This is a genomic window from Corynebacterium jeikeium (assembly GCF_028609885.1).
In the GTDB taxonomy this organism is placed as follows: Bacteria; Actinomycetota; Actinomycetes; order Mycobacteriales; family Mycobacteriaceae; genus Corynebacterium; species Corynebacterium jeikeium.
On sequence record NZ_CP063195.1, the window covers coordinates 1,571,888 to 1,592,610 of the forward strand.

Annotated in this window: 14 protein-coding genes; 4 read left to right on the top strand and 10 right to left on the bottom strand. The window is 62.1% G+C overall.

Annotated elements, in window-relative coordinates:
- Positions 1-16: 16 nt before the first annotated feature.
- The 8 genes from CJEIK_RS06990 to CJEIK_RS07025 all read right to left on the bottom strand — a co-directional run bounded on the left by CJEIK_RS06990 (position 17) and on the right by CJEIK_RS07025 (position 9,068).
- Complete coding sequence (locus CJEIK_RS06990) at positions 17-796, bottom strand: ABC transporter ATP-binding protein (protein ID WP_005292857.1); 780 nt, start codon at positions 794-796, stop codon at positions 17-19.
- Complete coding sequence (locus CJEIK_RS06995) at positions 793-1,977, bottom strand: iron ABC transporter permease (RefSeq protein ID WP_005292860.1); 1,185 nt, start codon at positions 1,975-1,977, stop codon at positions 793-795. Before CJEIK_RS06995 ends, CJEIK_RS06990 begins: the two co-directional genes overlap by 4 nt.
- On the bottom strand, positions 1,977-2,885 hold the full coding sequence (locus CJEIK_RS07000) for a FecCD family ABC transporter permease (RefSeq protein ID WP_005292862.1): 909 nt from the start codon (positions 2,883-2,885) through the stop codon (positions 1,977-1,979). The genes CJEIK_RS06995 and CJEIK_RS07000 overlap by 1 nt, the downstream gene beginning before the upstream one ends.
- Positions 2,886-3,011: 126 nt before the next feature.
- Positions 3,012-3,908 (bottom strand): ABC transporter substrate-binding protein, encoded by an 897-nt coding sequence (locus tag CJEIK_RS07005; protein ID WP_005292864.1) that lies wholly within the window; start codon positions 3,906-3,908, stop codon positions 3,012-3,014.
- A gap of 187 nt (positions 3,909-4,095) precedes the next feature.
- A complete protein-coding gene (locus CJEIK_RS07010) occupies positions 4,096-5,220 on the bottom strand; it encodes a cation diffusion facilitator family transporter (protein ID WP_115597267.1) in 1,125 nt (374 codons plus the stop codon).
- Between the two features lie 285 nt (positions 5,221-5,505).
- Positions 5,506-6,522, bottom strand: coding sequence for a ketol-acid reductoisomerase (gene ilvC / locus CJEIK_RS07015; RefSeq protein WP_005292868.1), 1,017 nt, complete (start codon positions 6,520-6,522; stop codon positions 5,506-5,508).
- 165 nt (positions 6,523-6,687) lie between these two features.
- Positions 6,688-7,206, bottom strand: a complete 519-nt coding sequence (ilvN, locus tag CJEIK_RS07020; RefSeq protein WP_005292872.1) for an acetolactate synthase small subunit — start codon at positions 7,204-7,206, stop codon at positions 6,688-6,690.
- Entirely contained in the window at positions 7,206-9,068 is a 1,863-nt protein-coding gene (locus CJEIK_RS07025; RefSeq protein ID WP_011273794.1) for an acetolactate synthase large subunit, read from the bottom strand. Before CJEIK_RS07025 ends, ilvN begins: the two co-directional genes overlap by 1 nt.
- An 860-nt stretch (positions 9,069-9,928) precedes the next feature.
- Here CJEIK_RS07025 and CJEIK_RS07030 point away from each other — a divergent pair.
- The 4 genes from CJEIK_RS07030 to CJEIK_RS07045 all read left to right on the top strand — a co-directional run bounded on the left by CJEIK_RS07030 (position 9,929) and on the right by CJEIK_RS07045 (position 17,610).
- The gene (locus CJEIK_RS07030; protein ID WP_005292878.1) at positions 9,929-12,163 is read left to right on the top strand and encodes a mechanosensitive ion channel family protein; all 2,235 of its coding nucleotides are present in this window, start codon (positions 9,929-9,931) and stop codon (positions 12,161-12,163) included.
- Between the two features lie 13 nt (positions 12,164-12,176).
- Positions 12,177-12,722 carry a PH domain-containing protein gene (locus CJEIK_RS07035; RefSeq protein ID WP_231913409.1) on the top strand — a complete coding sequence of 182 codons (546 nt, stop codon included), beginning with the start codon at positions 12,177-12,179 and terminating at the stop codon, positions 12,720-12,722.
- A gap of 247 nt (positions 12,723-12,969) precedes the next feature.
- Positions 12,970-14,817 carry a dihydroxy-acid dehydratase gene (gene ilvD, locus CJEIK_RS07040; protein ID WP_005292882.1) on the top strand — a complete coding sequence of 616 codons (1,848 nt, stop codon included), beginning with the start codon at positions 12,970-12,972 and terminating at the stop codon, positions 14,815-14,817.
- Positions 14,818-14,862: 45 nt separating this feature from the next.
- Entirely contained in the window at positions 14,863-17,610 is a 2,748-nt protein-coding gene (locus tag CJEIK_RS07045) for an excinuclease ABC subunit UvrA (RefSeq protein ID WP_077536189.1), read from the top strand.
- Here the strand turns inward: CJEIK_RS07045 and CJEIK_RS07050 are convergent.
- Complete coding sequence (locus CJEIK_RS07050; protein WP_005292892.1) at positions 17,607-18,959, bottom strand: DoxX family protein; 1,353 nt, start codon at positions 18,957-18,959, stop codon at positions 17,607-17,609. The two genes, CJEIK_RS07045 and CJEIK_RS07050, sit on opposite strands and share 4 nt — an antisense overlap.
- Before the next feature lie 81 nt (positions 18,960-19,040).
- Positions 19,041-20,567, bottom strand: coding sequence for an Asp-tRNA(Asn)/Glu-tRNA(Gln) amidotransferase subunit GatB (gatB, locus tag CJEIK_RS07055; RefSeq protein ID WP_005292895.1), 1,527 nt, complete (start codon positions 20,565-20,567; stop codon positions 19,041-19,043).
- Between the last annotated feature and the right edge of the window lie 156 nt (positions 20,568-20,723).

Below are 20,723 nucleotides of genomic sequence, written 5' to 3' on the forward strand. Positions count from 1 at the left end.
AGCGTCTTTAACGTCTTTAGCGATACGGAATCGGCAAGACTCTCCCCGTTTCCGGATCCTTAACCTCCAGGCAGGAAATTCCGAAAAGATCCTCAACGAGCTTCGCAGACATAACGTCTTCCGTCTCCCCCGCCGCTAGCACCTGACCGTCACGCATAGCGACGATGGAGTCGGCGAAACGGGCCGCGTGCGTCATGTCGTGCACGACCATCACGACAGTCCGGCCAGCAGTGTTGAGATCCCGCACCAAATCCAGAATCGCGATCTGATGGGCGGGATCCAGGTACGTCGTTGGTTCGTCAAGGAGCAGCACGGGAGTCTGCTGAGCCACGGTCATTGCTACCCACACTCGCTGGCGCTGACCGCCGGACAGATCCGTCGCTGGAACGTCGAGCAGGGCGGTCACCCCGGCGCGTTCCGCCGCCTCCTCTACCGCGCGGTGGTCCTCCGCTCCCAACGACGCAAACGCCCCGGTATACGGGTACCGGCCGTACGCGATAACTTCCCGCACACTCACCCCTTCGGGAGTAACGGGCTGTTGCGGCAAGAACGCAACGTGCCGGGCAAACTCACGCGCGCTCATCTTGCGGATGGAGCGATCGCCTAGGTAGACCTGTCCCTTCGAGATTGGTTGTTGACGCCCCAACGCTCGCAGCAGCGTAGATTTTCCGCAGCCATTCGGGCCTATGAGGGCGGTAATCTTCCCCTCCGGAACCTGGAGAGAAACATCTCGCAAGACATCCGGGCCGCCGTAGCCTACCGTGATGGCCTCGGCGTGCAAGGCAGGTACACTCATCGGGAGCTCCTTTCATCTGTCGTGGGCACCGCAGGCGCTCCCGCAGGGGTGCGAGACATACGCAGCAGAAGATAAATGAAGTACGGGGCGCCGACAACGGAGATCAACGCACCCACAGGGATTTCGGTGGGTGCAAATGCCCAGCGGCCAAGGGCGTCACAGAAAACGACCAACCCCGCGCCAGCCAGCGCAGACACTGGCAACACTCGCCTGGCAGCACCACCAACCAGCAGTCGAGCAGCATGCGGCACGATTAGTCCTGCGAATCCCAACACCCCCGCCGCAGCCACAGCGGCAGCTCCCAACAGGATCGCGAACAGCACCGCCACGGTGCGCCACGTTCGCTCACTGACACCTACTCCCGCCATGGCAGAAGAGTCCAGGTTCAGCATGTCCAGGTGCCTCGAGAGCACGATGGCTACCACGATGACTACCAACACCACTGGCCCCACTACTTGCGCATCCGCGAGAGTGCGGGCGTAAAGCGACCCCTTAAGCCAGGTCATCGCCGCGCCCGCTTCCGGAGCAGCCTTGACCAACAACAGTTGAGTCAGCGCGCCCAGACCCACAGAGACCGCTACGCCAGTGAGGGTAAGCCGCACCGGATCCGTTGCTCCTCGGCCCGCGAGCACCAGCACCAGGCCTGCACCCACCAGTGCACCGATAAAAGCCACGGGAGTCAGTGCCTGCGCAGGCAAGGAACCGACACTCAACAGAGCTGCCACGGCAGCCAAGCCCCCTCCTGCGGTGACACCCACAGTGTCCGGAGCTGCCAGCGGATTACGCAGGGCTAGCTGCAGCAACGCGCCGGAGACCGCCATCGCTGCACCAGCGAGGATTCCCACGAGCACACGGGGCATCCGGTAGCGCCATATGAGTTTCCCACCGGTGAAGAGGTCGTGGATCGTCTCTGCCGGGGGCTTCATGACGGCGCCGACGCTTAATCCCAGGACGATCGCGAACGCCAGCAAAGCCAGCAGCGCTGCATACACGGCTATAACGCGGGGCGCGCCGGCATTAGTACGCCGTGGCGCTATAGCAACTTCCCGCGGCGCCGCAGTATCACCCTGCGGCGCCGCAGTGTCACTCTGCGGCGCTGCAGTGTCACGCCTCGGCGCTGCAGTTCCCGGCTGGGAAACGCCCCTCCGGAGGATTCGTTTGCGATTCAGCCTGCGGTTCATCAGCGCCCACCTCCTGGTCGCAGCCGATTAATACCCCACAGCAGCAAAGGCACGCCTGCAATGGCAGTAACCACGCCCACTGGAGTCTCCGCCGGCGCCCACAGAGCCTGCGCAACGGAATCCGCCACCAGCAGAACCACCGCGCCCACCACTGGGGCGATCACTAAGCTCAATCGGTGACGCGGGCCTGCCACCCGATACGAGACGACCGCCGCCATCAAGCCAAGGAAACCAATGGGTCCAGCAGCCGCAACTGCCGGCGCGATCAACAGCACTGCGCCCACCACTGCCAAAATGCGCAGACGGTGGGGGTTCGCGCCGACGGAAGACGAGAGGGCGTCACCAGCAAAAAGCGTATCCAGCCCCCGACCAGCAGCAATAGTAAACGGCAGAACCACCGCCACAGCAATAATGCAGGGCACTACATCCGGGAAACGAACCCCACCCAAGCGGCCCGAAAGCCACGACAGCACGGTCGAAAGCTGAGCCTCATCGATGACCAAAATGATCGCGGTACACGCCGAGAACAATGCAGAAACGGCTATGCCGAGCAAAATCATCCGCTGCACCGACTGAGCACCAGTCGGATCCCCCACCGTCACACGCATCCCGATACCTACCGTGATCGCAGCTCCAAGCGCTGCACCACACAACGCCCCCGGCAACACAGCTGCGCCCGACACAGATCCCGTGATCGTCGTGCACAGCACAGCGCCGAAAGCCGCACCGGAATTCACGCCGGTGATTTCCGGATCCGCCAGCGGGTTGCCTGTAGCCGTGCGAAGCAGCACGCCTGCCGCGCCCAAAGCCATGCCGATCACCGTCGCTGCCAAGAGCCGGTCGCGCATGACGGAGCGCATCTCCCCCGCGAGTTCTGGCGCGTTAGTCGGCACCTCCACGCTGCTCATGCGCCAGACCCATACCGCAAGAATGACAGCCAATCCCAGCGCCAGCAGAATCGCTAGTTGTGTAAGGCGTGGTTTTAGCCCTCGTTGCACTTAACTTCCTTCGGTCGTAAACGCACGAAGGTGCGCCTACTTACGAGCGTTCTCCGTTTCAATGATCTGATCCAGCATTGCCTCTGCGGCCAGCGGGCCACGAGAACGGGACCAGGTGTCCTGCTCCACGTCCACGATATCCTTCACCACACCCTTATATGGGCTGGACTTAAAGCCCTCGATGTCGTTGTACAAGTACATCCGATCCAGCTTCATTGAGGGGAGCTTATCACCCGTCATTTCGGCAACGTCAGTCTTGGACTCGATAGCGGTACGGGAACCGTCGTAGCCGTAGACGTAGCCGGCGTCAGAAAGAAGAGAGCCTGCAAAGGAATCCTTGATCCAGGTGTAGAGAGTGCCCTTCGACCATCCGACCAGCGCTGCACGAGTGTTCGGCTTGACGAGCTTCTTTGCCTCTTCGACCTTGTCTTCGATACGCTTGCGCACTTCCTTAGCTTTATCTTCCTTGCCCAGCTTCTTTGCGATGTCATCCATGGAGTCAAGGACGTCGGTGTAGCTGGAGTCGCTGTAGGACTTCGTCCCTGCAATTTCCTCCAGCTGCGGCATGATCGATTCCTGCCGCGTTGGGCTAGCGAGGATCAGATCGGGCTCAAGAGACTGAATGACCTCCAGGTTCGGCTGCTTTGCCTGTCCAACCGATTCGATGCCCTCGAGCTTGCCCTCCAGAGTCTTCGGCCCGGCGGACTTGCCGATCTCTACAATGCCGACAGGCTTTACGCCCAGCGCCTCGAGGATTTCCTCATATCGCCAGTCCAACGCGACCACCCTTGGCTCGCCGTCTTTACCGCCTCCACCGTTGTTACCGTCACCGGCGCCACAGGCAACAAGGGCCGTGGCTCCGAGAATCGTCGCGACGAGGAGAGCCAGGGCGCGACGTAAAGAGCCGCGCTGAGAGTTTCGAGAATTCATCATTCCGCAGACACTACCGGACTTAGGTTCACCTAAGCAAGGTAAACCTACCTTGCCAGGTCTAGGGCGATTGCCGAGATTCTTCCCACCTGTTAGCGAATGTTGCTGCCCCACCGTTGGCGCACGTTGCTTTCTCGGCCACTAGCAGACGTTGTTCCCCCACCGTTAGTGCACATTGCTGTCCCAACCGCTAGCAGACGTTCTGCGGACCCTCGTGGTCGGCGTGGCTGGCGCGCTCCACCTGAATGGTGGCGTGCGCGATCCCCCGCTCCTGCAGCGCGGCCTGTGCAGCACACAGCACCGCGGCCGGATCGCGCCCTTCCGGAACCACCAAGTGCACGGAAGCCAACGCGCTCGTGCCATCCAGCGACCACAGGTGGAGATCATGCACGTCCAGCACGCCGTCGACCTGCCGCAGCAAAGCATCAACCTCAGCGGGCCGGTAGCCCGGAGGCGCCTGCTCGAGCAGAATGCGCAAGGCCTGCATCATCAGCTGCCAGGCGCGCGGCAACACCAGTGCGGCAATCACCAGCGAGGCGATAACATCCGCATACTGCCAGCCGGTCAGAATGATCACGCCACCCGCCACTAGCACCGCGACGGAACCCAACATATCCGCCAGCACGTGCAGGAATGCACCCTGGACATTGACGGAATGCTCCCGCTGGCGGTTCAAGATCCACGCGGAAATGATGTTGGCTAGCAGGCCGATCACCGCGACGATCATCATCGGGCCGGCCATAATCTCCACCGGCTCGCTGAGGCGCTGGAACGCCTCGACCACGATCCAAGCGGAGATTCCCAACACGGTGACCGCATTGACGAGCGCAGCGAGCACCTCCACCCGCCGATAGCCGAAGGTCGCCTGCGCAGTTGCGGCCCTGCGACCGATGAAAATGGCGACGACCGCAATGATTAGGCCGGCGGCGTCCGAAAGCATGTGCATCGCATCGGCGAGCAACGCGACGGAGCCGGTGATCAGACCGCCGATCAGCTCTGCAAAGAAAACTGTGCCAGTGACGCCCAGCACGATGAGCAGCGCGCGCAGCGGAGCATCCGTCGGCGCGTGGGAGTGCGAATGCCCGTGCGAATGCCCGTGGCCAGAGTCGTGGGACTGTGCATGGCCGGATTCGTGCGAATGTGCATGGCCCCCCTCAGATACGCCGGCGGGCGCGGGCGCGCTGCCAGCGGTCGACGCGGGCGCGCCGCCAGCCGCAGGCGCGGACTCGCTGGAACGCGCAGAACCGTGGCGGCGCACGTCGGCACCACCACGGTCCTGTGGTTGTTGCTGAGCTACGCTTGCGGGGTCGTTCATACCCTCACTTTAGGCAGCCACATCCCTTATTGGCAACTTACTGAAAACAAAGACGGGGGACCAGAACGGCTCGCCATTGGCGGCCGGAACATGGGCTCCCCGCTAAACAGATTCCAAATTCAGAATCCATAAACTTGGAAATCTAAAGCATTCAGTTATTCAGCCAGACCGCTTTAAGCAGGCCGCTTCAGCCGAGCAGTTTCGGCCGAGCAGTTTCGGCCGAGCAGTTTCGGCCGAGCAGTTTCGGTCGGGCAGTTTCGGCCAGGCCGTTGTGACCAGGCCGCTTTAGGCGGTCTCGGCGCGAGCGTCGACCTTGACCCAGCTCATCAGGTCGCGCAGCTTAGCGCCGGTTTTCTCGATCTGGTGATCGTTGTAGGAAGCACGCAGCTCCTCCAGCTCCTTGTTGCCACCCTCAACGTTGGCAACCAGACGCTTGGTGAAGGTGCCGTCCTGAATGTCGGTCAGAATGTCCTTCATGCGCTTCTTGGTGTCCGCGTCAATGACGCGCGGGCCGGACAGGTAGCCACCAAACTCAGCCGTGTCAGACACGGAGTAGTTCATGTTGGCAATGCCGCCCTCGAACATCAGGTCCACGATCAGCTTCATCTCGTGCAGGCACTCGAAGTAAGCCATCTCCGGCTCGTAGCCAGCCTCCACCAAAACCTCGAAGCCTGTCTTGATCAGCTCCTCGGTGCCACCACACAGAACAGCCTGCTCGCCGAACAGGTCGGTAACAGTCTCCGCCTCGAAGGTCGTCGGGATCACGCCGGCGCGTGCACCACCGATGGCAGCTGCGTAGGACAGCGCCAGGTCGCGGCCGTTGTTCTTCGGATCCTGCTCAACGGCGATCAGGCACGGAACACCCTTGCCGTCGACGAACTGACGGCGAACCAGGTGGCCCGGCCCCTTCGGGGCAACCATGCCGATGATGATGTTGTCGGCCGGCTCGATCAGCTTGAAGTGGATGTTCAGGCCATGGCCGAAGAACAGCGCGTCGCCGTCGTTCAGGTTCGGCTCGATATCCTCAGTGAAGATCTTCGCCTGGGAGGTGTCCGGAGCCAGCAGCATGATCACGTCTGCCCACTTCGCAGCCTCCGCATTGGTCTTCACAGTGAAGCCAGCTTCCTCAGCCTTGGCGCGGGACTTGGAGCCCTCGCGCAGGCCGATAACGACCTCCACGCCAGACTCGCGCAGGTTCTGGGCATGTGCGTGCCCCTGGGAGCCGTAGCCGATGATGGCTACCTTGCGACCCTGGATGATCGACAGATCAGCGTCGTCGTCGTAAAAAACATCAATTGCCATGGGGAGCTTCCTTTCGTTGACTGTCTACCTTTATAGCAAACTTTATTTCATTTGGTGAGATTTTGGCGTCCACATAGTGAACTCCGTGAACTGTTGCGGGCTGTTGCCCTCTTTCGTAGGTAGTGACGCCCACCCGGCTGCAAGCCCAAGGCGTCACCAAAGAACCTAGAGATTCGCCGGGTACATGGCGCGAGGACCGCGACTGATCGCAGTCGGCGACGCCTCGACAAGCTCGCGAATACCGAACGGCTCCAGAACGTCCAGCAGAGCCTGCAGCTTCGACGGCGTGCCGGTGCACTCGATGATCACCGACTCCGGCCCAACATCCACGACGTGCGCGCGGAACAGCTTCGCGGACTCCACCACCTGCGTGCGGTTCGAGTTGTCAGCAGAAACCTTCACCATCATCAGGCCGCGGGAGACGATTGACTCCGGGTCGTGGCGCGTGACCTTAATAACGGGGATCAGCTTGTTCAGCTGCTTCGTGATCTGCTCCACCACGTGATCCTCGCCCTCGACGATGATGGTGATGCGGTTGATGCCCTCAACCTCCGTGCGGCCAGAGCTGATCGAGATGATGCTGAACGCGCGGCGGGTGAACATGCCGGAGATTCGCGAGATGATGCCGTCGACGTCCTCACACAGGACGGACAGGGTGTGGACCTGTACCTTGTTCGTGCTCATTAGTCTTCTTCACCTTCCTGGGTGACCTCGTGGATCTCCGCGGGCGATTCTGCCGCCGAGGATTCCTCGTCGAACAGCGGCCGCAGGTTGCGTGCGTACTGGATTTCCTCATTGGACGTGCCGGCGGCAACCATCGGCCACACCTGCGCATCCTCGCCGACAATGAAGTCGATGACGACGGGCCGGTCGTTGATCGCTTCCGCCTTGCGGATGGTCGGCTCTACATCCTCTGGCTTGGTGACGCGGAACGCCGCGCAGCCCATGGACTCAGCCAACATCAGGAAGTCCGGCAGGTAGGTTTCTCCCGGCTTCAGGTTGGTGTGCGAGTATCGCTGGTCGTAGAACAGCGTCTGCCACTGGCGGACCATGCCAAGGTTCCCGTTGTTGATGAGGGCAACCTTGATCGGCAGCTTCTCCACCGCGCAGGTAACGAGCTCCTGGTTGGTCATTTGGAAGCAGCCGTCGCCGTCGATGGCCCAGACGGAGGTGTCCGGCTTGCCAGCTTTCGCACCCATGGCGGCGGGCACCGAGTAGCCCATCGTGCCGAGGCCGCCAGAGTTCAGCCACGTGCGCGGGTTTTCGTAGTCCACGAACTGTGCCGCCCACATCTGGTGCTGCCCCACGCCGGCGACGTAGATGGCGTCCGGGCCGACGGTCTTGGACAGGGTCTCAATGACGAACTGCGGGGCGAGCTTGCCGTTAGGCTGCTCGTCGTAGCCGCGGGGGAAGTCTTGCTTCAGCTTGTTCAGATAGTTCAGCCAGCCGGCGGTGGCGGGCTTCTTCAGATCCAGGTTCCGCATCGCCTGGTGGAGTGCGGCCAGTACCTCGCGGGCGTCGCCGACGATAGGCACGTTGGCTTCGCGGATCTTGCCGATTTCCGCCGGGTCGATGTCAGCGTGGATGACCTTCGCGTCAGGCGCGAAACTATCCACGTGGCCGGTAACGCGGTCGTCAAAGCGGGCGCCGATGGTGATCAGCAGGTCGGAGCGCTGCAGGGCAGCAACTGCCGGGACACTTCCGTGCATGCCAGGCATGCCCATGTACAGCGGGTGGGAGGCCGGGAAGCTGCCCAGCGCCATGAGAGTGGTGACAACTGGGATGTCGTTAGCCTCTGCAAATTCCAGCAGTTCTGCGTGTGCTTCCGCCTTGATCACGCCACCACCGACGTACAGCGTCGGGCGCTTCGCTGCACTGATCATGCGCACGGCTTCCTCCACCTGGCGCGGGTGCGGACTGGTGACCGGACGGTAGCCGGGCAGCTCGTACTTCGGCGGCCAGTTGAATTCCAGCTCTGCGTTCTGCACGTCCTTCGGGATGTCCACCAGCACCGCGCCGGGGCGACCGGTGGAGGCCACGTGGAAAGCCTCGGCGATGGCGCCGGGGATGTCCTCGGGGCGGGTCACCATGAAGTTGTGCTTGGTGATCGGCATGGTGACGCCGCGAATGTCCGCCTCCTGGAAGGCGTCAGTACCCAAAAGCCCCTTTCCAACCTGGCCCGTAATAGCGACCAAGGGCACCGAGTCCATGTTGGCGTCGGCGATAGGGGTGACCAGGTTCGTCGCACCCGGGCCGGAAGTTGCGATGCACACACCCACGCGGCCGGTGGCCTGGGCGTAGCCGGTGGCGGCGTGGCCGGCGCCCTGCTCGTGGCGGACAAGGATGTGGTTCAGCTTCTCGGAGTCGTACAGCGCCTCGTAGAGCGGCAGCACAGCACCTCCGGGCAGGCCGAATACGACATCGGTTCCTAGCTCTTCTAGGGAGCGGACTACGGCCTGTGCGCCGTTAATTCGCTCTGGCCGCTTGCCGCGGGTGTTATTCGCCAAGGTGGCGGGGCTGGGTTGCGAGCGTGATGTGTGTGTCACGTTGTCTTCGCTCCTTGAGTCCTTGAATCCGTCCTGCCTTCAATTCTCCGCCCCCTCCGCTTCCCGGTTGCCCGCCGTCGCGCCGCGTCGCAGCGCACGTTACGCGCCTCAACGTCTGCCTCAGCACGCGCTGCGCAGTTCGCGCCTCAGCACGTGCTGCGCAGTTCGCGCCTCAGCACGTGCTGCGCATCAACACAGCGCGCCACGCATTGCTACGTGTTTCAGCGCCGCATAGTCCGCGCTGCAGCCCGCCACAGCGTTCGCGCTCTGGCGAGCTGGCATTACCTGGAAGCGATAGAGCCGAAGAATCTTCGGTGTGGAATCGCTTGTTCGGTTGGGTGCATGTCCTTCACACAACAAAAGCCCCCAACTTACCGACGCTGTTGCGTCGGTTGCTGGGGGCGCCGTGTCGAGCTCAACGAGGTAGCTAGTGGCGCCCCTCGATAATGAGTACTCGTACTAGTTGCGTAAATTCCATGGCTCTAAATTTAGCGACTTCTGCGAAAGTAGTCAAGCCGTTGACCACAGGTTTCCCAAAGTATGATGCCAATATCTCACCTATTGGACAGGTTAAAACGCCCCCGACCTGTGCTTCAATCCGCCCATTCCCCCCGGTTTTCCACCGAGCCACGCCCCAGCGCCCGGCAAAATCCGGGAGCCTTCAGCACCCTGCACAGCACCGGGGAATACCCCGGCACCCACGCAACATCGGAGCTCCATCCACAACCCTCTGCGCCTGAACGCGAGCCGTGAACCCGGCTGGAATCCCGTCAGAATTCCGTCAGAATCCGGCTAGAATCCGTGCCGAATCCGTGCAAGCCCAAACTCCCCAACTGGTTTCGGGACTACGGTGGGAAAGCATGTTGAAGTTCTATGCTTTCCAGCTCTGGGAATGGCTGGTTATCCACGGCATTCCCTTGACTGCACTGGTAATTATCGCAATTTTGATCCCGCGTGTGGGGCGTTTGGCGATTCGCATTGTCAGCAGCCGCTTCAATGAAGGCGAGGAAGCCACCAAATCCCGCCTCGCCCTGGTCGGCGCGTTGGTATACGTACTGCAGGCGATTGCGTACTTCGCGATCATCATGCTGGGCCTGACGAACCTGGGTGTCCCCGCTATGGGTGCTGCCCTGCCGGCAACCGTCGTTTCAGCTGCTATTGGTTTCGGCGCGCAGAACGTGATCGGCGATTTCCTCGCGGGATTCTTCATCATCTCGGAGCGGCAGTTCGGTGTGGGAGACTTCGTTGCCTTCGATGGCACCTCCAGTGACATTTCGGGCACGGTTGTGGCTCTGACCCTTCGGGCAACGAAGGTGCGCACAGCCTCCGGTGAAGTGGTGACGATCCCGAACGGTTCCGCGGGTGTGATCACGAACTATTCCCAGGACTGGTCGCGGGCGGTCGTGGACTTGGCAGTCCCGCTGCAGCCAGGAGAGTCCATGTCGCAGTTGACCGAGCGCGTTGAGGTCACAGCTGCGAAGGCACTGCAGGATCCGACTATCACCGGGGACGTCACCGGAGAATTAGAAGTTCTGCCAGCTACGGATATCGTCGCCCCCACTGCGGCAGGGCAATCATGGCAGGTGAACTTCCGAGTGATGGTCGTGGTGAACCCGGCGCGCCAGTGGGCGGTGGAGCGCGTTCTGCGCTCGGCGCTGGTGAATGTCTTCTGGGACCGCTATGACATGCCGCGGGTCTTTCGCGATGGCCGTGACGCCCAATCCTCCACCGCCCTCGATCCCATCAAGGCTGTGGCAATGGATTCCGGGCTGACGCCTACGGAGGTCCTGCCTGCCCAAGACACTTCAAAACATCGGCGCACTTCAGCCGCTCCAGTGTCTCCAGTGTCTCCAGCGTCTCCAGCGTCTCCAGCGTCACAGAGCATTTCCGGCAATTCCGCGGGAATCGCTGATTCTGCGAGCGATGAAGCAAAAAGCGGGCTTGCGCCACGCGGGACGGCTTCGGCGTACGAAGCCGCTGCCAAGGATGCGGTCCAGGCTGAAGGGGCAGACCGGGCTAGCCAACTCGCACAGCCCGGCCAGGCTGCACAGGCTGGACCGGCCGAGGCGGCTGCACAAGCTGGACCGGCCGGCGAGGCTGCACAGACCGAACAGATTAGTCAGGGCGCGAAGTCGCCCACGACTGATGGACCTGGAGTTCGCCCTCTCGACAGCGATGGAACCATTGGTCGGACACGATCAGCTTCCCCGGAGCACACCCAATCCGCCGCAACCGCCGACTCCGGCTCCGGTTCTGGCGGAGATTCCGGCCTAGCAGACAAGCGCGACGCCGACACAGGCAACGCCACCACCGACTGGACAGCTCGCATTGGTGCGAACGCTCACGCTGGCGCAGGTGCCGAGGACAGTGCCGAGGACAGTGCTAACGGTGCTGATGACACTGACGGTGCTGATGACACTGACGGTGCTGATGACGCCGAAAAGGGTGAGAAGTTCCAGGGCATCTGGCGCAGCGAACAGTACGCCTCCAAGTTCAAGAGGATCATGAGCGTCGGCGGGCGCACCCGCCCCTCCACCACCGGACTAATCCTGGCGTTGTTGCTAGTCGGCGGCCTGGCGTTGGCCTCCTCGAACCCAGAAGGCGGGGACACCGGCTGGCTTTCTCCCGATTACTGGCGCGACCGCCCTTCGAACAGCGCATCCACTGAGGACTCCGAAGCAAACAAACAATCCGACGAAAGCTCCACCAGCCAGAACAACCCCACCTCTGACCCGAGCTCCGACTCAAACTCTGACTCAAGCTCCAGCTCAAACTCTGACTCAAACGCTGAAACAAGCAATGGAACAAACCCTGGCACAAACACCGACGCAAACTCTGACGCGAATAGCGGCTCAAACTCCGGTGCAAACTCCGATCAAAACGCCAACTCGACCTCCGGCGGAGGCGACGGATCACGCAGCGGGACCGCCAATGAGCCGAACAACAACTCCAATGGCAATCCCAATAGTGGAAATGGTGGCGTCCAAAACAACTCCAACAACAGTGGCACCGGCGGCAACAGTATGAACGGCGCTGCACCTCGCGCTATGGGTGCGACGAGTACGCCCAATGCAACCGACACCACCCACGGCTGATTAAATGAACACCATGAACTCGAAGGTTTTCCACCCCAGCCGCGAACACATCCTCGGCGGGTTCGTCATGTTCCTGATCTGCTTGCTATTCACGGGCTATAAGGTCGCCTGGTTTTTCTGGGTTCCGCTAGTACCACTAGTGTTTATTTTGTGGACTTTGTGGGTGCGAACCACCGTCACTGACAAAGCCATCACCACGCGCTACCTCTTCCGCGCAGGCAAAACCATGCAATGGGAAGACTTCCGCGCGCTCCGCTTCAACCGAGCAGGACGCGCCTACGCCGTAGACAACCAAGAGAACACCATCTGGCTACCGGGCGTGACCTTTAACTCCCTGATCGACCTGCACAAGGTCAGTGGCGGACGTATCCCCGACCCCGTCAGCCCAGCGCGCGCAGCCACGGACGACAAAGTGCAGGTCGTCAACAAGGACGGCTACGCCGTGCTCATGGATAAGGACGAGTACAAGGAATACGAAAAGCAGCGCCGCCTCGAAGCGGGAGTCGATGTGCCAGACACAGACGCGCCGAAAGCAAACGCGGACGACGCTAACAGCTAGCTGCCCGGAACTCCGGGCGCGCGGGACGAGAGTCGCCAGACGATAGCCGTTGAACCAAAGGTGTCAAACGCCCGGCAGATCAACGGCTGCAAGTTCTAACCGACAAACGGCGACTAGAAAACGGCGCAAATAGAAAACACAATCCAAGAACCCAAGCCAGATAACACAGGCCAGATAACACAACCGAAGAGAACTACTAACACTAGAGTACGAAGACTAGAACGACGAGAAGAGAACCGTGAACAGTATGAACGCCATCCCATTGAGATCCGCCGTCACCACCCAGGGACGCAACGCCGCCGGCGCCCGCGCCCTGTGGCGTGCGACAGGCATGACGGATCAGGACTTCGAAAAGCCCATCATCGCCATTGCGAACTCGTACACACAGTTCGTACCGGGCCACGTGCACCTGAAGGACGTGGGAGACATCGTCGCAGACGCCATCCGCGAAGCTGGTGGCGTTCCTCGCGAGTTCAACACCATCGCCGTCGACGATGGCATTGCTATGGGACACGCGGGCATGCTCTACTCGCTGCCTAGTCGCGAAATTATTTCTGACGCCGTCGAGTACATGGTCAACGGCCACGCCGCCGATGCGCTGGTGTGCATTTCCAACTGCGACAAGATCACGCCCGGCATGCTGAACGCTGCCATGCGTCTGAACATCCCGGTGGTGTTCGTCTCCGGCGGTCCGATGGAGGCCGGCAAGGCCGTGGCCGTTGACGGTGTTGTGCAAGCTCCGACGGATCTGATTACCGCCATCTCCGCCTCTGCATCCGACAAGGTCGACGCACAGGCACTGCTGGAAGTTGAGTCCGCTGCCTGCCCGACGTGCGGCTCCTGCTCCGGCATGTTCACCGCCAACTCGATGAACTGTCTGACCGAGGCGCTGGGCCTGTCCCTGCCGGGCAATGGTTCCACCTTGGCGACTCACGCCAAGCGGAGAGACCTGTTCACCAAGGCTGGCACCACCATCGTTGAACTGTGCCGCCGCTACTACGGCGAGGGAGACGCCTCCGTCCTGCCGCGAAACATCGCCACCCGTGAGGCCTTCGAAAACGCAATGGCGCTGGACATGGCCATGGGCGGATCTTCCAACACTGTGCTGCATATCCTCGCAGCTGCCCAAGAGGGTGAGGTCGATTTCGACCTGCACTCTATCGACCAGCTGTCCCGCGAAGTGCCGTGCCTGTCAAAGGTGTCCCCGAACTCCGACTATCACATGGAAGACGTCCACCGCGGAGGCGGCATCCCCGCCATCCTCGGTGAGCTTTACCGAGCAGGCAAGCTGAACGAAGGCGTACACTCCGTTCACTCCGCCACGCTCAAGGAATGGCTCCTGTCCTGGGACATCCGCTCCGGGGCTGCAACCGAGGAAGCTATCGAGCTGTTCCACGCCGCCCCCGGCGGAGTCCGCACAACCGATCCATTCAGTACTGAGAACCGTTGGTCCAGCTTGGACACCGACGCAGAAGGTGGCGTCATCCGTGATGTGGAACATGCGTACACCGCCGATGGCGGTCTGGTTGTCCTCCGCGGCAACCTCGCCGAAGACGGCGCCGTAATCAAAGCCGCGGGTGTTGATCCGTCGATCTGGCACTTCGAAGGCAAAGCGCTAGTCGTCGAATCCCAGGAAGAAGCCGTGCGCGTGATCCTGGACAAGAAAGTCAAGCCGGGCCACGTGGTAGTCGTACGCTACGAAGGCCCCGCCGGCGGACCGGGAATGCAGGAAATGCTACACCCGACCGCTTTCCTCAAGGGCGCAGGGCTTGGCAAGGAGTGCGCGCTAATCACCGACGGTCGATTCTCCGGCGGCACGTCCGGCCTGTCCGTCGGCCACATCTCCCCTGAGGCTGCTCACGGCGGCTTGATTGGCTTGGTCCGCGACGGGGATCCGATCACGATCGACGTTCACGAGCGCCTTCTGCAACTGAACATCTCCGACGAGGAGATCGAGCGCCGCCGTGCCGAAATGGAAGCTTCCGATAAGCCCTGGACTCCCACCACTCGTCAGCGCAAGGTCACCAAGGCGCTGCGCGCTTATGCCGCGATGGCAACCTCCGCTGACCGCGGAGCCGTCCGCGAAGTGAAGTAGCCACCCCGCCCTGCCGCCGGTGCGCGGGGCCGTAGGGTGGAGGGCATGCATGTTTCACACCTCCAGCCCGATGCAATGATCCGCGTCCGTGACGCACACTTGCGGAACCTCAAGCACCAGGACGTTTCGCTGCCCCGTAACGCCCTGGTGGCGGTGACGGGCGTATCTGGATCGGGAAAGTCCTCGCTGGCGTTTGGCACACTGCACGGTGAGGCTCAGCGGCGGTATCTAGAGTCCGTTGCGCCATTCGCCCGCCGACTGATCGGCGGGGCCGTCGACCCACGCGTGGGGTCCGTTGAAGGGCTCCCGCCGACGGTCGCATTACGACAGGGGGCGCAAGCGGGCGGGGCGCGTTCGACGGTGGGAACCGTATCAAACCTGTCGAACACGATCCGCCTACTGTATTCGCGTTGCGGCCAGTACCCGGCGGGCGTTCGCGAACGCCACGGCGGGCGACTGGATTCAGATAGCTTCTCCCCTAATACGACGGCGGGAATGTGCCCAGAGTGTCAGGGCACGGGAGTCGTGCATGAGCCGACGGAGGAGTCCATGGTCCCAGATCCGTCGCTTTCCATCGACGAAGGGGCTATCGCCGCTTGGCCCGGCGCGTGGTTGGGGAAGAATTTCCGCGATATCGTCGCGGAGCTCGGTTTCCCTATGGACATTCCGTGGCGGGAGATCCCAAAGGCCGACCGAGATTGGATCCTTTACACCGATGAGCGGCCGGTGGTGACGATTCACCCTCACCGGGGTGCGGATCAGATTCAGCGGACGTATGAGGGCACTTGGCGTTCGGTGGCCTCTTATCTGCGGAAGACGTTGGCAGAGACGGGTTCCGATTCCACGCGACGCCGCGTCTTGTCGTTTATGAAGTCTTCCCGCTGTGGGGTGTGCGATGGTCGTCGACTTATTGTCGACGCCCTTTCCGTGGGTTACCTCGGCCTTCCCATCGATAGCCTTGGGGCGCTTCCTCTGGAAGACGTTCTCTCTCGCTTCGCTGAGCGCCGTGCCTCTATGCCCGCAGACACTGCCCGCGGACAGGCCGATATCTACGCCACAACTGGGCGAAGACTAGCGCAGCACGCGCCAGCCGGCGGGGATTCCAGCGCGGCCGCGGAAGCGGAGCGAATCCTGCTGAGCCAGGCGATTCCTACGCTGGAGTCAGTGGTGGATCTCGGTTTGGGGCATCTGAGCCTGGATCGTGCCACGTCTACCCTGTCGGCAGGTGAGCTGCAGCGTTTGCGGTTGGCATCTCAGCTGCGGTCGGGGCTTTTCGGAGTGGCATACGTTTTGGACGAGCCGTCCGCGGGCTTGCACCCTGAGGAGCGCCGAGCCGTGATGCGGCTGATTCGCGGTTTCCTGGACGCAGGCAATAGTGTCCTGCTGGTGGAGCACGACATGCACCTGGTGGCGGAGGCCGATTGGATCGTCGACGTCGGCCCGGGCGCGGGCGAACTCGGCGGCAAAATCCTCTACTCCGGCCCAGCCGGGGATTCCAGCGCGGACGCGAATGCAGCCGGGACTGGTATGGAGGCTGCCGACCACGCTGATGGTTGCCGTGCTAAAGACTGCCGTTGCTCTGAAACCGGCGGCGTTGGCGGTCCGGACGTCGCCGGCAACGCTGGCGGTCCGGACGTCGCCGGCGGCGCGGGCCTGGCCGGGCTGGATTGCCCCACCGGGCGGGCCCTCGCCGCCGGGCCACTGAAACTGACCACTGACGCCGAAGCGCGCACCCCCTCCGGCACTCTCAGCCTCACGGACATCAACGAACGCACCCTGAAAAGCCTCGACGTGAAATTCGGCCTCGGCACATTCACCGCGATCACGGGCGTCTCGGGCTCCGGCAAGTCCACGCTTCTGTACACGCTGGCCAACTCACTGCGCGAACGGGTGAAGACATCGGTCGACGACGGAGACGTGGCGTCAAAAAGTAAGGGCCCCGCAGAAAAAACAGGCTCCGCAAGAGCAACAACGGTCGAACTCAGCGCAGACCTCAACTCAGACATTGCCATCAACCGGTTGGTGCAAATCTCACAAAAGCCCATCGGCCGGACACCCAGATCCTGCCTCGCAACCTACACCGGACTATTCGACCGCGTACGGAAACTCTTCGCACAGACCGACGAAGCGAAACGGCGTGGCTGGACCGTCTCCCGGTTCTCGTACAACGTCACCCAAGGACGCTGCCCCACCTGCAGTGGAGAAGGGCAAATTGAAGTCGAGCTAGTGTTCCTGCCCGGCAGCTACACTCCCTGTCCCGACTGTCACGGCGCACGCTACAACTCTGAAACGCTGGAAGTCACCTGGAACGGGCGGACGATCGCGGACGTGCTGGAGCTCACCGTCGCTGAAGCGCGGGAGGTCTTCGCCGATGAAGAGGCAATCGCCCGGGCGCTGCGAGCTCTGTCGGCTGTCGGGTTGGATTACCTCCGGCTCGGGCAGCCGGCCACGGAGCTGTCCGGCGGCGAGGCCCAGCGAATCAAGTTGGCCACGGAGCTGCAGCGGGCTCAGCGGGGGCATACCGTGTACCTCATGGATGAGCCGACCACCGGCCTCCACCCCGCAGACGTGGATTTGCTGATGACGGAACTCCAGCGGTTGGTCAACAACGGCAACACCGTGGTGGTTGTGGAGCATGACATGCGGGTTGCCGCACAGGCAGACCGGGTTCTGGAAATGGGCCCGGGAGCCGGCGCGCGGGGTGGTCAGGTTGTGGCAGACGGAAGCCCCGCCACAGTGGCTCAAACGGACACCGCGACGGGGCGAGTATTAGCGGAAAGGAGCTCTAGCTAGTTGAACGGGTTTCCTCCGCCGACGCCGAGCCAAAGCGCGGCGGTAGCCGCCGCTGCGACGACAAAGAAGATCCATGCAGAAGCCAACGGTCGGGTTGCCCATCCCCTGCTGCGGTCGAGGCTGATCCGGCCGGGGCCGAGGAAGATGAGGCTTATTGACGCCACCGTCAGCGCCGCCCAAAGCTGGACGTAAGGGTTCAGGCCGTATGGCCATAGGGTTCCCTGGAAGCTATCGAGGTTATGGAATGCCATAAAGCCGCTCACAATGGTGGCGAGTGCCGCGCCGAATGGCGTGACTAGACCGAGGAGCAGCAAACCGCCGGCGACAACTTCAGCGACGGGGATTCCAATGGCAAGGATGTCGGTGAAGTTGTAGTTCTCCAGTTGGCTCTGGAATACGTCAACGCCCGGGTCTCCTCCGAACGCGAATAGTGTCTGCAGGCCGCGTACCAGGAGGTACGCGCCCAGCACTGCGCGCAGGATGAATAGTCCAAAACTGGTGGTCCCGCGCTTAACTTCCGCGACTGCACCGGCTGCATCTGTGCCCGCCGCAGCCGCCGCGTTGCGGTCTCCGTTGGCCGCGTCGCGGCCATCGCCAGCGACACCAGCATCAGCAGCCGTGTCAGCGTCAGCGGCAGTGCCGGCGGCAACGCCAGTGCCCGCTGCTCCGGCTCCAGCGGCGGCAACGCCAGTGCCCGCGTTGTTCGTCGCCGGCCGGCTGAAGGCCTGATCATTGGCTGGAGCGTTGTCCCGCTCCGCCGGTTTGGCGTCATCAACCTTGCCCCAACGATCGGACGGACCGTCGGTATGCCCAGAATCAACGCGTGCGCCGGCATTTGAGTCAGCCCCAGCCGGACCAGCGCCTGCAGCGGGCTGAGAGGCGTCAAGTTTCGAGAGATCTACTTCCGGCTCAGACGGACGGCTCTCAATGCGCTGCGGACGCGCCCGACCGAGCACAGCGTAAATGTCCCGCTTGGCGGGCTTCTCCTCAATCGGAGTCCCAGCCTCTGGAGTGTCCGCCTCGACCGGCGCTGACGTTTTCGGCTGCTCCGCAGCTACTCCGGAGGCCTTGTCCGGCTCTCGGACATCAGACTTGGCATCCCCTGCTGCTGACGATTCCACAATCTCCTCGCCGACTGTTTCCTCGCTGACTGTTTCCTTGCCGTCAGCTTCCTCGCCGGGCTTCTCAATTTTGGTCGCCTTAGCGGGAGTTGCGGAGCCGGCGGGCTTTTGCGCATCCCGACGGTAGACGGGCACGTCAATATCGTTGTTCAGGTCGTCCGCTAGATCGTCTGCGGAGTTGCCGAACAAAGCGTCGTCTGGATTGTTGGGCTTCGCGTTGTTATTCACGCTCCCCAGACTATTCTGACCAGCACGATTTGTGCGGGAGGTCACTCGGCATGTCTCCGAGCAGACGGCGGATGCGCGCCGCTAGCTGAGCTTCTTAGCGATCAGCTGGTTGACCTGTGCTGGGTCTGCCTTGCCCTTGGTGGCCTTCATGACAGCACCGACAATCGCACCGGTAACCTTCTTATTGCCTGCACGGTACTTTTCAACGATGTCCGGGTTTGCGGCCAGGGCTTCGTCAACTGCCGCTTCGATGGCGCCGTCATCGCGCACAACTTCCAGACCGCGCGCTGCGACGACCTCGTCGACGTCGCCTTCGCCCGCGAGCACTCCGTCGACTGCCTGACGTGCAAGCTTGGTGGTGAGCTTGCCTTCGTTTACTAGTGACGCCACCCGCGCCACCTGAGTCGGCGTGATGTCGAGACCGGAAAGCTCTACACCTTGTTCGTTTGCCTTGCCTGCGAGGTAGGAGACCCACCAGGAGCGAGCTTCGTCGGGCTTGGCGCCTGCTTCAACGGTGTCGACGACGAGGTCCAGTGCACCGGCGTTGACTAGGTCGCGCATTTCTTCGTCCTTCAGGCCCCACTCCTCCTGGATGCGGGCGCGGCGGATCCACGGCATTTCCGGCAGGGTGGCCCGGATTTCTTCGACCCACTCGGCGGGTGCGAGTACGGGCGGCAGGTCCGGGTCGTTGAAGTAGCGGTAGTCCGCCATGGTTTCCTTCGGGCGTCCTTTGGAGGTGGTGCCGTCGGTTTCCTGGTAGTGGCGGGTTTCCTGAACGATCTCCACGTCGTTGACGAGGCAAGCTGCCTGGCGCTGCATTTCAAAGCGCACGGCCTGCTCGACGGACTTCAGTGAGTTGATGTTCTTCGTTTCGGTGCGCGTGCCGTATTCGGTGGTGCCGACGGGGCGCAGGGACAGGTTGGAGTCCACGCGCATGGAGCCTTGATCCATACGTGCATCGGAAACGCCCAGTGCCTTGACGAGGTCGCGCAGCGCGGAAACGTATGCCTTCGCAACTTCTGGCGCGCGTTCGCCGGCGCCCTCGATGGGCTTGGTAACAATCTCGATTAGTGGCACGCCTGCGCGGTTGCAGTCCACCAGGGAGGCGGTGGCGCCGTGGATGCGGCCGTCTGCGCCGCCGAGGTGGGTCAGCTTGCCGGTGTCTTCTTCCATGTGCGCGCGCTCAATCTCCACGCGCCATTCGGTGCCGTCCTCCAGCACGACGTCCAGGTATCCGTCGTAGGCGATGGGCTCGTCGTACTGGGAGATCTGGTAGTTCTTCGGCTGATCTGGGTAGAAGTAGTTCTTACGTGCGAAGCGGGACTTCGGAGCAATTTCGCAGTTCAGCGCCAGACCGATCTTGATGGCCCACTCCACGCCGAGCTTGTTGACGACTGGCAGTGCGCCTGGCAGGCCGAGGCTGCATGGGTCAACGTTGCTGTTTGGCGCGTCGCCGAATTCCGCGGAGGACGTGGAGAACATTTTCGTCTTCGTGGCAAGTTCGACGTGAACTTCCATGCCCATTACCGGGTCGAAGTGCTCCAGCACTTCGTCGAAGTCCATCACATCATCGGAGTAATCGTAGACAGGCGCAGTCATGCCAGCCATCTTAATACGTCCCCGTGGCTGTGTGGCGTTAGGGTCGCTGGGCACTGCCCCGCCGGGCGCCAAAGGCTGTCCCGGCTCTATACGTCCTGGCACCCCCAACGCGGTTGCACTGCATGCCGGCACCGCGCCGGCCCAGCCTTCGAAAACCTCGACATC

Coding starts and splice junctions, on each gene's coding strand:
- CJEIK_RS07030 (WP_005292878.1), top strand. CDS start 9,929: ATGTTGAAGTTCTATGCTTTCCAGCTCTGGGAATGGCTGGTTATCCAC.
- ilvN (WP_005292872.1), bottom strand. CDS start 7,206: ATGAGCACGAACAAGGTACAGGTCCACACCCTGTCCGTCCTGTGTGAG.
- CJEIK_RS06995 (WP_005292860.1), bottom strand. CDS start 1,977: ATGAACCGCAGGCTGAATCGCAAACGAATCCTCCGGAGGGGCGTTTCC.
- CJEIK_RS07000 (WP_005292862.1), bottom strand. CDS start 2,885: ATGAGCAGCGTGGAGGTGCCGACTAACGCGCCAGAACTCGCGGGGGAG.
- CJEIK_RS07010 (WP_115597267.1), bottom strand. CDS start 5,220: ATGAACGACCCCGCAAGCGTAGCTCAGCAACAACCACAGGACCGTGGT.
- CJEIK_RS07005 (WP_005292864.1), bottom strand. CDS start 3,908: ATGATGAATTCTCGAAACTCTCAGCGCGGCTCTTTACGTCGCGCCCTG.
- CJEIK_RS07035 (WP_231913409.1), top strand. CDS start 12,177: ATGAACTCGAAGGTTTTCCACCCCAGCCGCGAACACATCCTCGGCGGG.
- ilvC (WP_005292868.1), bottom strand. CDS start 6,522: ATGGCAATTGATGTTTTTTACGACGACGACGCTGATCTGTCGATCATC.
- CJEIK_RS07045 (WP_077536189.1), top strand. CDS start 14,863: ATGCATGTTTCACACCTCCAGCCCGATGCAATGATCCGCGTCCGTGAC.
- ilvD (WP_005292882.1), top strand. CDS start 12,970: ATGAACGCCATCCCATTGAGATCCGCCGTCACCACCCAGGGACGCAAC.
- gatB (WP_005292895.1), bottom strand. CDS start 20,567: ATGGCTGGCATGACTGCGCCTGTCTACGATTACTCCGATGATGTGATG.
- CJEIK_RS06990 (WP_005292857.1), bottom strand. CDS start 796: ATGAGTGTACCTGCCTTGCACGCCGAGGCCATCACGGTAGGCTACGGC.